This window comes from Ureibacillus manganicus DSM 26584 (assembly GCF_000772945.1).
Lineage (GTDB): Bacteria > Bacillota > Bacilli > Bacillales_A > Planococcaceae > Ureibacillus > Ureibacillus manganicus.
The window spans coordinates 73153-87133 of the sequence record NZ_JPVN01000012.1; the positions used below are offsets into that span (position 1 = coordinate 73153).

The window sequence follows — 13981 nt, forward strand, 5'->3', positions numbered from 1 at the left end:
CATGCACCTACTTACACACTAATTTTAGAATCAACAATATGTCCTGATTTTTCGATTTTTGTACTTAAATAAAGGCGATTTGTTTCTGTTAAACCACCCCAAATTGAAATATGTTTTTCTGCTAATAATCCGTGTTTTTTCAATGCTATTAATTTGTTCGGATTGTTTGTTATTAATGTAACAGGTTTCTCTCTTAGCGACTCTAATACTTGAATAGCTTCTTCATAAGATCGCGTATCGTCTTCAAACCCTAATGCTTCATTTGCTTCTACAGTATCATAGCCTTCTTCTTGTAGTAAGTATGCTAATGATTTTGAAAACAATCCAATTCCACGACCTTCATGGTTCGCTAAGTAAAAAATAGCGCCACAACCGTGTTCCTTTACCATTTTCATCGATTCATGTAACTGATAGCCACAATCACAACGTTGGCTACCAAAAATGTCTCCAGTATGACAAATACTATGCATACGAATAATTGCATCATCTTCGTTTATAAAATCACCATATACCAATACAGATGACTGTTGTTTCGAAGCCAAATTTTCACTCAAGATTAAATCAAGAATGTCTTCCTTCGTTTTTTGCCCATCAACTGTTAACCAAGTATACCATTGGAATGTAGTCTCAAAATCTCCCTGCTTAATCGGTAGTTTTACAGGTCCTACTATGCAAATAGTTTGTTTTTCTTTAAATTGTACAACTTTCATTTTATTAAATAATACTTCTTTTTTATTTTCTAATAAAAGATTTTTCATAAGAATCACCCATTCATTTCTGCTGTAATATCCCACAACTTACTTTTCGTAAGCAAGTGTACATTAATAATTAAATTGCGTCAAACTATTGTATGTAAAATTGGTATTTTTATATATGACGAATAACCAAATCGTTAAAAATAATACAATAGAAGAACATACTTGAAATAACAATTATAAATGATGTATTTCATTAGATACAGTAATTCGTTTTGATGAAGAAATGAGTGAAAGTTGGTGATTGTATTGAAAGATAAAATAGCTTGGGTCACAGATACTTCTGCTATGTTAAATGAGGAATTTATCAAAAAAAATAATATTTTTGTACTACCTATTGTTGTTATTTTTGAGGATGGGCCATTACGAGAAACAATAGATATGTCCCTTGAACAATTTTATGTAAAACTAAAGTCTGCTAAAAAACTTCCTACCACTTCACAACCTGTAATTGGGGAGTCCATAGAATTATATAAACGGTTAAAATCAGAGGGCTATACTTGTGCTATTGCAATTCACACATCAAGTAAACTTTCTAACACCTATGAAAGTTCATACACAGCTGCCCATCAAGCAGGTTTTAAAGTGTATGCGATTGATTCAAAAAGCATCTCTTACCCTATGGAAAAATTAATCGAACGTGGAATTGAATTAGAAAAGGCAGGATACGATACTCCAACAATCATTGACTCCTTAGAAAGAACTGCTGAAAATATATTTTTAACAGGTGTACCTGCAAATTTAACCCAACTATACAAAAGTGGTAGGGTTCCCGGAATTGCAGCAATGATTGGTAATTTACTTAGGCTTAATTTGATTTTATCATTTGAAGACGGACTTGTTGTGCTAAAAGAAAAAGTACGCACATTCAATAAAGCAAAAAACTATTTAAATAACCTACTAGAAGATCAATTACAACGACATACAATTTATGAAGTTGCAATTGTTCATTGTAATAATGAACAAGAAGCTATTAGATGGAAAGTAGAATTACAACAACAATTCCCAACGATTCAATTTATTATCTATCCATTTAGTGCTGCAATTGGAGTTCATGCCGGTGAAGGGACAACAGGACTAAGTTGGATACGTTACTAAAATAAAAAGGTTGATTTAAAACTTCTTCTCGTTTTAAATCAACCTCTTATTTTAAAAATTCACTTTTAACATCTTCGCCATTCGATGATTTAACTTTGAATTAGTGGTTCTCACAAATGTGAATCTCAGAAGCACTTTTCAAACGTCATCTTTCACTTTAGTTTTGCGTTGTAGCAGCTGTTGTTAATTTTGTATCTTCAATAGCAATTTGTTCTGGATATCCATAACTTCCGTGTTCACTAATATCAAGACCCATAATTTCTTCTTCCTCTGAAACACGTAATCCTATCACCATATCTAAAACTTTTAAAACGATAAATGAAACTGCAAATGCGAAAGCTCCTGAAGCCACCACCCCTAATGCTTGAATTCCTAACTGAGTAAAACCACCTCCATAGAATAATCCAGCTTGACCCCATTCGATATCAGTCGATAAAGCTGGAACTGCAAACAATCCATTTGACAAAGTACCCCAAACTCCCACAGTACCATGCACCGATAATGCAGCGATTGGATCGTCAATTTTCATTCGATCAAATAGTTTCATAGAGAATACAACCATTACCCCACCAACAATTCCAATGACTACTGCTGCCCAAGGTTCCACAAATCCACAAGAAGCAGTGATAGCAACTAATCCAGCCAGTGCTCCATTCAGTGTTGTTGGTACCTCAGCTTTACCTGTAACAGCCCAAACTGTAAACATGGCAGCAATCGCACCTGCACCTGCTGCTAATTGCGTATTTAATAGAACGAAGCCTAAAAATCCATCCGCTACGCCAAATGTTGATGCCCCGTTAAATCCAAACCAACCTACCCAAAGGATTAATACACCTAATGCAGTGTAAACTTGATTGTGACCTAAAAGATTATTTGAAGATCCATCTTTATTGTATTTTCCAATACGTGGTTTTAAGATCATTGTTGCAGCAAGTGCGGCCATTGCACCAGTTAAATGAACAACTGTTGAACCTGCAAAATCCTGTTTTCCATGTTCAGCTAACCAACCTCCACCCCAGACCCAGTGTGCAACAATTGGATAAATAATGGCTGAAAACACTACAGCAAAGATGACATATACAGATAATTTGGCACGTTCAGCAAAACCACCAAAGGCAATTGTTAAAGATACTAGAGCAAACATTACTTGGAATGTGAAATCTACAGCAGGAGTTAAACTTCCGTCAGTAGCAGAATAATCACCATAAAAGAAGTTCGATAAACCGATAAAAGCATTTCCTTCACCATAAATAAATCCATAACCAACTGCCCAGAAAACTAAAGATCCAATACCAGCAGTGAAAATTGTTTTACCAGCAATATGACCAGCATTTTTCATTCTTGTTGATCCAGCTTCTAATAAGATGAATCCCCCAATCATAAAGAAAACTAATATGGCCCCAATGGATACCCAAAGGTTATCCATTAGAACAACGACAGCACCTACATCCATAAAACATTCTCCCTTCCCTTAGTTTCCATGTAACTTCTATTACAATTTTAATGTTAGATAATGTTACATGATTAATATAGGTTAATTTTAACTTATTTGGAAACACAGTCAATATCATTATTCGATGATATTTATCTAATGTTAGAAATAGTTACATTAAGTGAAGGTGAAAGCATGTTTTTAAGATCCCCAACACGAAAAAGGTCACAATCACTTGTGACCTTTTTTAAGTATTGTTTAATTCAACATTTTATCAGTTAAATAACTCGGAAACATATAAATGCCATCAATCAGATCTAAATCATAATGCTTTTGTCTAAATTTTGATTGATATACGTATTCCATTAGGACAATTTCATCATCTGTTGCTTCACATAATACACCTGAAATTGACAAGCCATTTTTAAATGCTACTCCGATTGGCTGACCTATTAACGCTTTTATTCGATCCTGCATAGATTAGCCCCCCTTCCTAACAGTTTATGACTAGAAGGACCGGGGGCTTGTGTTTTTGTCTATATACAAGTTGGAACAAAATTTACTTACTCTTTCTTTTGGTGACCTTTCATTAGTCTCTCAAATCGTGACATCATTGGATCTTCTATTGGAGTAAAATGATACGGATTTTTTTCCACTCCAAATTCCTCATCTTGCTTCGTATAAGTGAAAACACTTAATTTGTCTCCAGCTGAAGCAGTTGAATCATTTATTATATTTTCTTGCATTCCATCTGCATGTGGACTTGCTTGGACATGCTGATTTTGTGTATCTTTTGGCATAATTACATCTCCTCCTATTATTATTTTGAGGCTAAAAGATATACTTTATGCAATTCAAAAAATACCATGTTATCTTTTCTGACACAACTTAATTGAAATGAACAATAGCTTAAATTGTATAACTTTAATCAATTACAAAAACATAATATAACTGACATCGCACAAACTTTAAATAGATTAATTACACAAAAAGCTTTGACATCGTAGAAGAAATAGGTTAAATTACCAAAGGGCGAACAATTATAGCCTATTATTAAAAAATATTCGTTTTTGGGGTGTGTTTTTATGGATAACGTATTTGACTATGAAGATATTCAACTAATTCCTAATAAATGTATTGTAAACAGTCGTTCAGAATGTGATACTTCAATACTTTTTGGTGGTCACAGATTTAAATTACCGGTTGTACCGGCAAACATGCAGACAATTATCGATGAAAAAATTGCTATTAATTTAGCTGAAAACGGCTACTTTTATATAATGCACCGTTTCAATCCTGAAACTCGTGCTGATTTCATTAAAGATATGCACGCAAGAAAACTTATTGCTTCTATTAGTGTTGGGGTAAAAGAAGAAGAATATAAATTTATCGAACAATTAGCGATTGAGGATTTAGTTCCTGAATTTATAACGATCGATATTGCTCACGGACATTCTAATAATGTAATTGCTATGATTAAACATATTAAAGTTCACTTACCACAAAGTTTTGTTATTGCTGGGAATGTTGGAACTCCTGAAGCAGTGCGTGAGTTAGAAAACGCTGGTGCTGACGCAACAAAAGTTGGTATTGGACCAGGTAAAGTATGTATTACGAAGATTAAAACAGGATTCGGTACTGGTGGATGGCAACTAGCTGCCTTACGCTGGTGTGCTAAAGCTGCAACAAAACCGATTATTGCAGATGGTGGTATCCGTACACATGGTGATATCGCAAAATCTGTACGATTTGGCGCTTCTATGGTAATGATCGGATCATTATTTGCTGGCCACGAGGAATCACCAGGTCAAACAGTTGTAAAAGACGGAAAAATGTATAAAGAATACTTCGGCTCCGCTTCTGAGTTCCAAAAAGGCGAGAAGAAAAACGTTGAAGGAAAGAAAATGTGGGTTGAACATAAAGGTAATTTGAAAGATACTTTAATTGAAATGGAACAAGATTTACAATCATCAATCTCATATGCAGGCGGTACGAAACTTGATGCTATTCGTACAGTTGATTATGTAATTGTAAAAAACTCTATTTTCAACGGCGATAAAGTATATTAATAAATAATAATGAGGAACCCTTTAAAAGGAGTTCCTCATTTCTTATTTATATTGTTCTAAAAGGGTATTGTATATCTCAAACCACTTTTCCCACTCATTATCCGGCACTTCTACCGATTCATCATTAATGACATTAGCTAAATGCATTAAGCAAACTTGCCAACCCGCTAAGTCTTTCGGTGTATGATCAGTTAAATGATGAATAGATTCCTTCATAATTAATGTTGTCCCTTCATCAGTTTGTATTACTTCAAAACGGACGAAGTCTTCACCCCATTCGAATTCAATCATAGAATGTTCTTCATAATCTGTTATGACCATTTCTTCAAATTGATCAGACCCATCATTGTAATGAAAAAGAATTTTTCCGTTTTTACGTAAATCCACGATTTCTAAATGATCCATCCATTTTTTCAATTTCTCATTATTTGTAATACTGTTCCATACCTTTTCTGATGGTTGTTTTAATTGTCTAACATACTCTGCTGTATAACCATTTTCGTCTTTCATTAAAGTTGCAATTGTCAATTGAATTTCCTCCATAGTGTTATTTACTACATTCTACCTTAATTTCTAAACAAATGTTGAATAGTTATCTTTAAGTATTCCGCGTTATAACTAATCATGTCTGATTTTGTTACAGTAATTAATAATCAAGTGTATCTTTACACACTAAAAAATATTCTCAATCGTAATCTACATACGACATATTTAAAATTATGTGAAACTTACGCATAATTCTTAATATGTCGTATGTCAAACTCGGTCAGTGAGTGAAATGTGCTATAAAAAGTTCAATTACAAGAGAAAACGACTATGAATAGTCAATAGTCGTTTTACTTTTTAAGCTAAATATGCTTCTTTAATTTGTTCGTTCTCAATAAGCTCAGAACCTGTTCCCGTTAATACAATAGATCCATTTTGTATAACATAACCACGGTGAGCAATACTTAAAGCCTGATAAGCATTTTGCTCGATTAATAGAATGGTAATTCCCATAGAATTCAATTGAAGGATGATTTCAAAAATTTGCTCTACAATAATCGGAGCTAAACCCATGGAAGGCTCGTCTAACATTAATACTTCCGGTTGCATCATGAGTGCACGACCTATTGCAAGCATTTGCTGCTCCCCACCACTCATCGTTCCACCTTTTTGACTCAATCGTTCTTTTAATCTAGGAAAGTAACTAAATACCGTTTCCATCCGTTCTTGTATTACGTCTTTCCCTTTGACAGAATACGCGCCCATTTGTAAATTTTCCTTCACAGTCAATTGTGCAAAAATTCTCCTACCTTCCGGAACATGTGCAAGTCCCAAAAGTGTTGTTTCATGTGGAGGTCTATTTGTAATATCCTTATCTTTATATAGGATCGATCCAGTTTTCACTTTTGCTAAACCACTAATTGACTTTAACGTAGTTGATTTACCCGCACCATTACTTCCAATTAGTGTAACAATCTCTCCTTTTCCGACTTCCATACTAATCCCTTTTAATGCTTGAATGGCACCATAATATGTTTCAATATTATTCAACTGTAGTATTGGCATTTGTCTCACTCCTTTGCCCTAATTGCACCGCACCTGAACCTAAGTAAGCTTCGATAACTTTAGGATTTGTTCTAATATCATCTGGATTACCTTCAGCAATTTTTTCACCATGATCTAATACATAAATGTGTTCGGAAATTTCCATAACGAGCTTCATATCATGCTCAATAAGCAAGATCGATACACCAAATTCTTCGCCCATTTTCTTAATGATATCAGTTAGCTCTTTTGTTTCCTTTGGATTCATTCCTGCTGCAGGTTCATCTAATAATATTAATTTAGGTTTCGTTGCAAGGGCACGAGCTATTTCAAGCTTCCGTTGTGCACCATAACTTAAATTCTTCGCCTTTTCATTCAACAATTCTGCAAGATCAAAATATTCCAACAAACGATAAGCTTCCTTTTCCGCCTCTATTTCTTCATGTCTAGTACTAGGTAAATTTAATAGTATTCCAAGCAAACCAGTCTTTAAATGTTTGTGCATACCAACTAGAACATTTTCAATAACAGTCATTTCTCCAAATAAGCGAATATTTTGAAATGTTCTTGAAATACCTCTTTTTGCTACTTCATCAGGCTTTAAACCAACAACCGATTTACCCTCTACTAAAATCTCTCCAGAAGTTGGTTGATATACTCCTGTTACTAAATTAAAAAATGTAGTTTTACCTGCTCCATTAGGTCCAATAACTGCAGTAATGGAGCCTTCTTGTACACTTAACGTTATATCTTTATTAGCAGTTAACCCACCAAATTCCTTCGTTACATTTGTTACTTCTAATATCGGCATATATACCCCTCCTACAATGAATTGCTGAATGAAGTTAAACGTTATCTTTATCTATCGCTACAGTATTTTCCCGGTCGATAGCAAGTCTGTTTGTTTTCAACTTTTTCTCATCAAACTTTTTGTTTTTCGCAGGGATTAATCCAATAGGTCTGTATAATGCAAAGATTACTAGAAGTAAACCAAATATTAGTTTTTGCATTTTAGCTGGTGATAAGGCATCTGGAACATTAATGATTCCATTTAAAGTTAACTGATTTACCCAGTTTGTCAGCTCTGTTAAAACTTGTAAGTTCAAGATTGTAACAAGAGCAGCACCTAAAATAACTCCAGGAACACTACCCATACCACCTAAAACAACCATTACTAGAATTGTGAATGATTCTAACAAGGTGAAACTAGTTGGGTCTATGAATGCCTGTTTAGCTGCAAAGACAACTCCCATCATCCCTGAAAATGTAGCCCCTAGCGCAAATGCCAAAAGCTTCGTTTTAACTAAAGGAATTCCCATAGCTTGAGCAGCTATTTCATTTTCACGAACGGCCTTCCAGGACCTTCCAAGCTTTGAATGTTCAAAACGTAAAACTGCAAAGATTGTAAAAGCTAGAATCACTAAAGTTACAAAATAGAAGTGGTGTGGAAATACTAGCTGTATACCAAAAATAGATGGAGGTGTAACAGAGGAAATACCCATTGCACCATTAGTAAAGTTCACTGGTCGATCTAGATTATTAAACACGATACGAATAATTTCCCCAAAGCCAAGTGTTACAATTGCTAAATAATCCCCTTTTACACGTAGTACCGGTATCCCAATAAGTACTCCCGCAATAGCAGCGCAAATACCGCCAATAATTAAAAAGATCCAAAAGCTTTCCCCACCTAATGGGTAACTTCCAAACGGCATAAAGTTGGAAGCTTGTGGTGTAGCGAAAATAGCATACGAATATGCACCAACCGCAAAGAATGCAACAAACCCTAAGTCTAGTAATCCAGCTAAACCAACAACTATATTAAGTCCAAGTGCCATTGCAACATATATTCCAACCATCGTTGCTACTTCCATATACGACTGGAATGCTGGTCCTCCACTTGACGCCATCGGTAATAAGATAAATAAAATTCCTCCACCAATGATCCACTTTGTTAAATTCTTTAATTTCATATAATAAAGAATAAGTAATGATGCTAATAACAATAAAAAGGCTACTACTGATTTTTGAGATAAATATAAAGATAGGGAAGTAATCACGACAAATAATGTAAATAAAATAACTTGTGACCATTTATTTTGTAAAAAGCCAATTAATTTCTCTTTCATCATAGTCACCTACACTTTCTCTGCAGTCGGTTTGCCTAGTAATCCTTCTGGCCTGAAAATAAGCACAATGATTAAAATAGCAAACGCGAATACATCTTTATATTCTGCACCGAAGATTCCTCCTGTTAGAACAGAGAGATTTGCAGCTGCAAACATTTCCATCACACCAAGTAAAATCCCCCCAAGCATAGCTCCGCGAATATTACCGATTCCACCTAATACTGCAGCAATAAACGCTTTTAACCCAAGGATGAACCCGATGTAAGGGTCAATCGTCCCGTATTGCATAGCAAATAATACACCTGTAGCTCCACCTAGCGCAGATCCTACAAAAAATGTAGTTGAAATTACTTTATTCACATTAATAGACATTAATGAAGCTGTCTCACGATCTAATGAAACCGCACGGATAGCAGTTCCCCATTTTGTTCGATTTACAAAGTAATCAAGTGCAACCATTAGCAAAATTGCAGTAATTAAAACAATAAGGAAAGATGTTTTAAAACTAGCGTTATTAAACCAACTTGAAATTGAAGAAAAACTAATTGTTATTTGATCAGAGAATAGTGAAGGACCTGTTAAGATGTAGCGACCAGTCGTAAGTTCCGCGATGAAACGGATTACATCTTGCAGGATAAATGAAATACCGATTGCCGTAATTAATGGAATTAATCTTGGAGCACCTCTTAACGGTCTATAGGCAACCCTCTCCATTCCCACTCCAATCAATCCAGTAAATGATGCAGTTATTAATATTACAATTATAAATAAAAGTAATTGAGGAATTGCCGCAGCCCAGCTCATTCCCATTAGCATTATAAAGAAGCCTGTTCCTATGAAAGCACCAGTCATAAAGATTTCACCGTGTGCAAAGTTAATCAGTTGTAAAATACCATAGACCATCGTGTAACCAAGTGCTACTACAGCATAAATAGCACCTAATGCAAGTCCATCTATTAATACTTGAGGTAAACTGAATAATAATTCCTGAAGCATCCTAAACCCTCCCTAAATCAATCTTTTCCTAGATGCGAACCATATTCAATGCTATTAATCATCTCGATTAATTCGATAAATGCATTCGGATAATATTTTTTAAAGTTGTCCCAATCCTATGTACAGAAAAAGTGTTGAGAGAGAAACCCCAACACCTTTTTTTGCACATTAAGAATGTGGTCTATTGTCTAGCTTCGAACGCCAGCTCCTCGAAAACTTCAGAACTGCCACCAAGGGCAAAGAGCGCGCCATTGTTGTCAGTTCTTCCAGTTTTTTTCGGAGCTAAGCGGGCGTTCTTCGCTTTTCTATTGACCTACTTCACCAACTTGGACTGGAGGATATGAGGCTTCTTCAAATTCATAGATAAACACTTTCGCATTTACGTTATCACCTTTATCATCGAACGTTACAGTAGTTAATGCACCTTCATAATTTTCAATTGCACGAACTGCTGCAGCCACATCTGCTTTAGATGGAAGCTTACCACCATTAGCTTTAATTGCATCCTCTAAACCTTTTAAGAATACACCCATTGAATCGTAAGCATATACAGAGAATGATTCAGGATCTTTATTAAATTTCGCCTTGTAATCAGCTACGAACTTCTTACCAGCTTCTGTCGCATTACTGTCTCCTGCGATTGAAGTGATAAATGTGTTCTTAACTGCATCACCAGCAATATCAACTAAACCAGATGAGTCCATCCCATCTCCACCCATGAATGGTACAGTTATACCTTTGTCACGAGCTTGTTTAATTAAAATTCCACCTTCAGAATATAGACCACCAAAGTATACTAAATCAGGTGATGCTGTTAAAACTTGGTTAATTACTCCATTGAAATCTTTCTCACCGATCGTAACAGAACCTTCACCTACAATTTCAGCACCTAATTTTTTTGCTTCTGCAGTAAATGTATCTGCAATTCCTACACCATAAGCTGTTTTGTCAGTAATAACGAAAATTTTCTTTGCACCTAATTCGTTAACCGCATAATCTGCACCTGCAGGACCTTGTAAATCATCACGAGCTACAATTCGGTTTACTGTCTTTAAACCGCGCTCTGTCACTTCTACCGCAGTATTTGCCGGCGAAACCATTACAAGATTATATTTTTCATACACCTCAGAAGAAGGAATGGCAACACCGGAGTTATAATGTCCAATTACACCATAAATCGCTTCATCCGCACCAATTACGTTCGCATTGGATACACCTTTTTTCGGATCTCCCTGATCATCATATGGCTCTAGTTGAAGAACGAAGCCCATTTCTTCAAATTTTGCTTTTTCTTCTTCTAATTTCATTTGAGCCCCTGATTTAATTGCATCTCCAATTACTGAAGATCCACCTGAAAGTGGTGATTGCGTAGCTATTTTGATAACTGTTTTTCCGTTACTTGTCTCTGTGCCTTTACTTGAATCAGATGTACCTGATGAACAGGCAGCTAATAACCCAACCGTAAGTACACTGGAGAGAAGTACCCCAATTGCCTTTTTAAACTTCATAGCAAACCCCCTATTTCTTTTTAGTTGTTATTTTACTAGTTTTGAAACTAGTTCTTTCTAAGTATAAAGATGAAATTTTTAAATCACATTAAGCTTGTCAGATGTTCTTACACACTTTTTATTAATCAAAGTAATTTGTAACATTAATATTTTTCATACATCGAATATTTGTTGGATATTGTCAAAATATAGGGTTATTTGTGTAACGTTTTCTTACGCCATCGACAGGATTTTTGTTGTTTTCGTTAAGTAAAATAAGTAGAATATAATGAATTATCCATTTTTCCGAATCTTTTGAAAGTGAGGTCATTCAATGCCATTAACTGATGGTTCGTTTAAACATAAAAAGGTAATTTCGATTGGTACAGTAAGTGAACTAACTGGCTTAACTGAAAGACAAATTCGTTACTACGAGTCTCGTAAACTAATCTTTCCTGAACGTTCTAAAACGGGCCTTCGAAAATTTTCATTTCAAGATATTGAAACCTTAATAGAGATCGCAAATCGACTTGAAGATGGAGTATGGACAAATGAGATTCGTAAAGAATTAAAAGGACGGGAGCAATTCATAGCAGAAGCTAAATTATCAAATCACCTCATTAATGGTAAAATTAATGCGCAACTTAAACTGTAAGTCACTTAATCATAATTTTATGTTCTCTCGATCTAAATATGAATAAAAAAGACTAATTTGAAAATCACATTTATATTAAATATGATTTATCAATATTAGTCTTTTTTACTATTATGTTATTTAATTGCTAACCATGTTCGATTCTGCTCGTACTGAACGGAAATTCGCCTCTCAAAAAATGTAGACAAGGTACCTTCAGTTAACAAGTTTTCAGACTTCCCTTGTGCAAAGACAGTACCTTTTTTTAATAATAAAGAATGTGTAAAACAAGGTAAAACTTCCTCAATATGATGAGTTACATAGATTAATGTGGGGCCATCCTCTTGTTGTGCCATTTTTTCTATAAACATCAATAATTCTTCTCTTGCAATGATATCAAGCCCATTACATGGCTCATCCAATATTAAGATTTTTGGGTTAGCCATAAGGGCTCTTGCAATCAGCACTCTTTGCTGCTCACCTTGTGAAAGCACACCATAATCCTCATCTTCTAAATGTAAACAATTTAAAAATTCCAAATATTTTCGAGCTATTTCTACATCTTTCTTATATACTGCTTCATATAAACCAATAGAAGCAAATTTCCCACTTAATACAACACCCAGCACACTTTCATTTTTCAGGAATTCATGTTTTATAGATGAACTAACCAAGCCAATTTCTTTTCTTAATTCTTGTAAGTTTGTTTTTCCAAACTCTTTACCAAGTATGCTTACTCGACCTTCTTGAGGGTACACATAGCCATTAATTACATTTAATAATGTGGTCTTACCTGAACCATTGAGACCAAAGATGCACCAATGTTCTCCCCTATTAACAGTCCACGAAAGATCCTTAAGTATATATTTTTTATTGCGTAATACATTTATATGTTCGATATTAATCATTTTATATCGCCTCTATTTTTACTAACTTTCTTTTCTTTTACAATCATTGAAATTAGTAATACTAAAATTACACCTGCACAAATCATATTAAAATATGATAATACTCTATCTTCTGTCCAAAAGAAAAAGCCTTGGATTATAAAAATGATAACAAGTCCTACTCCATAAAACTTCATCCACTTTTTTGGTGATTTATTTATTTGTTACTACTTCCTTTAACCAGTTTTCTAGCACTATATTAAATTCAGAAGCTACTTTGAATGGTGCATTATGTGCAACTTTTTCAAAAACATGGCCAGTTGAATTCAATGAGTTGTTTATCAACTTTTCAAAAGATTGTTTCACAATATTTTGTTCCTTACTTCCCATTGTAAAAAGAATAGGAAGCTCTATTTCATGGAATGATGCCGGAACGTGAAAGCTCATATTTTCTTTCATCATATTGAGAAAAGCTTCTTTTGAGAATTTCAGTGATTCTTTAAAATATGTATTAAAATATTTTTCAGGTACCCCCATACTACTAGCTTGAACTTTTGCAAAAAGTCGACTTTTAGTTAATGGATATGAAGATTTTAATGTTACGTCCATAAATCGATTTTGAATTGGAATTGTTAATGCGCTATTAATCATTGCAGTTGAAAATATTTTAGGATCATTCCCAAGCATCTCTATACTTATTTGAGCACCTATACTAAAACCAACGAGTATAACTTTTCGGTTTTCAATGTAGTCATATAAGATTTGATTTAACTCTAATGCAGTTTTGTTAATTGTAAACTGAGGATTAGAAAGTGGGAGTTCCGGTACTAGAAGATAATAATTCTTTTCAAAGTACTGAATTTGTTCCTCCCACATCCATCCTCCTACACCTCCACCGTGAAGGAATAGGATGATTGGATTTTTCTGATCCCCATAAGTATTTATCTTCATAGGCTTTGTTTTC

General features: G+C 34.5%; 16 protein-coding genes. 3 read left to right on the forward strand and 13 right to left on the reverse strand.

Translation table 11 applies throughout. The annotated features are described in order from the left end of the window. Positions 1–11: 11 nt before the first annotated feature. The gene (locus CD29_RS11070; RefSeq protein WP_408056618.1) at positions 12–710 is read right to left on the reverse strand and encodes a GTP cyclohydrolase II; all 699 of its coding nucleotides are present in this window, start codon (positions 708–710) and stop codon (positions 12–14) included. Between the two features lie 294 nt (positions 711–1004). On the opposite strand from CD29_RS11070, the gene CD29_RS11075 reads away from it, so the two are divergent. Continuing rightward, complete coding sequence (locus CD29_RS11075; protein WP_036186820.1) at positions 1005–1853, forward strand: DegV family protein; 849 nt, start codon at positions 1005–1007, stop codon at positions 1851–1853. 157 nt (positions 1854–2010) lie between these two features. Here the strand turns inward: CD29_RS11075 and CD29_RS11080 are convergent, their stop codons facing one another. The 3 genes from CD29_RS11080 to CD29_RS11090 form a co-directional block, all read right to left on the reverse strand. Further along, positions 2011–3306 carry an ammonium transporter gene (locus CD29_RS11080; RefSeq protein WP_036186611.1) on the reverse strand — a complete coding sequence of 432 codons (1296 nt, stop codon included), beginning with the start codon at positions 3304–3306 and terminating at the stop codon, positions 2011–2013. A 237-nt stretch (positions 3307–3543) separates the two neighbouring features. Further along, positions 3544–3762 carry a hypothetical protein gene (locus tag CD29_RS11085; protein ID WP_036186614.1) on the reverse strand — a complete coding sequence of 73 codons (219 nt, stop codon included), beginning with the start codon at positions 3760–3762 and terminating at the stop codon, positions 3544–3546. An 86-nt stretch (positions 3763–3848) separates the two neighbouring features. Continuing rightward, positions 3849–4085 (reverse strand): hypothetical protein, encoded by a 237-nt coding sequence (locus CD29_RS11090; protein ID WP_036186616.1) that lies wholly within the window; start codon positions 4083–4085, stop codon positions 3849–3851. A 285-nt stretch (positions 4086–4370) separates the two neighbouring features. On the opposite strand from CD29_RS11090, the gene guaC reads away from it, so the two are divergent. After that, positions 4371–5354, forward strand: a complete 984-nt coding sequence (gene guaC, locus CD29_RS11095; protein WP_036186618.1) for a GMP reductase — start codon at positions 4371–4373, stop codon at positions 5352–5354. A gap of 42 nt (positions 5355–5396) precedes the next feature. On the opposite strand, the gene CD29_RS11100 is transcribed toward guaC, so the two are convergent. The 6 genes from CD29_RS11100 to CD29_RS11125 form a co-directional block, all read right to left on the reverse strand. Continuing rightward, positions 5397–5882, reverse strand: coding sequence for an SRPBCC domain-containing protein (locus tag CD29_RS11100; RefSeq protein WP_052124122.1), 486 nt, complete (start codon positions 5880–5882; stop codon positions 5397–5399). Between the two features lie 315 nt (positions 5883–6197). Further along, entirely contained in the window at positions 6198–6905 is a 708-nt protein-coding gene (locus tag CD29_RS11105; RefSeq protein WP_036186620.1) for an ABC transporter ATP-binding protein, read from the reverse strand. Next, positions 6883–7695: an ABC transporter ATP-binding protein gene (locus CD29_RS11110; RefSeq protein ID WP_036186622.1), complete on the reverse strand. Its 813-nt coding sequence runs from the start codon at positions 7693–7695 to the stop codon at positions 6883–6885. Before CD29_RS11110 ends, CD29_RS11105 begins: the two co-directional genes overlap by 23 nt. Before the next feature lie 34 nt (positions 7696–7729). Continuing rightward, on the reverse strand, positions 7730–9013 hold the full coding sequence (locus CD29_RS11115; protein ID WP_036186625.1) for a branched-chain amino acid ABC transporter permease: 1284 nt from the start codon (positions 9011–9013) through the stop codon (positions 7730–7732). Between the two features lie 9 nt (positions 9014–9022). Beyond that, positions 9023–10009 (reverse strand): branched-chain amino acid ABC transporter permease, encoded by a 987-nt coding sequence (locus tag CD29_RS11120; protein ID WP_036186627.1) that lies wholly within the window; start codon positions 10007–10009, stop codon positions 9023–9025. Between the two features lie 305 nt (positions 10010–10314). After that, a complete protein-coding gene (locus tag CD29_RS11125) occupies positions 10315–11517 on the reverse strand; it encodes a branched-chain amino acid ABC transporter substrate-binding protein (protein ID WP_036186629.1) in 1203 nt (400 codons plus the stop codon). Between the two features lie 313 nt (positions 11518–11830). On the opposite strand from CD29_RS11125, the gene CD29_RS11130 reads away from it, so the two are divergent. After that, positions 11831–12151 (forward strand): MerR family transcriptional regulator, encoded by a 321-nt coding sequence (locus CD29_RS11130; protein ID WP_036186630.1) that lies wholly within the window; start codon positions 11831–11833, stop codon positions 12149–12151. 116 nt (positions 12152–12267) lie between these two features. Here the strand turns inward: CD29_RS11130 and CD29_RS11135 are convergent, their stop codons facing one another. The 3 genes from CD29_RS11135 to CD29_RS11145 are packed head-to-tail and all read right to left on the reverse strand — an operon-like array spanning position 12268 to position 13968. After that, positions 12268–13038 carry an ABC transporter ATP-binding protein gene (locus tag CD29_RS11135; protein ID WP_036186631.1) on the reverse strand — a complete coding sequence of 257 codons (771 nt, stop codon included), beginning with the start codon at positions 13036–13038 and terminating at the stop codon, positions 12268–12270. Continuing rightward, the gene (locus CD29_RS11140; protein WP_036186646.1) at positions 13035–13214 is read right to left on the reverse strand and encodes a hypothetical protein; all 180 of its coding nucleotides are present in this window, start codon (positions 13212–13214) and stop codon (positions 13035–13037) included. Before CD29_RS11140 ends, CD29_RS11135 begins: the two co-directional genes overlap by 4 nt. A 16-nt stretch (positions 13215–13230) precedes the next feature. Beyond that, a complete protein-coding gene (locus CD29_RS11145; RefSeq protein ID WP_036186649.1) occupies positions 13231–13968 on the reverse strand; it encodes an alpha/beta fold hydrolase in 738 nt (245 codons plus the stop codon). Positions 13969–13981: the final 13 nt, after the last annotated feature.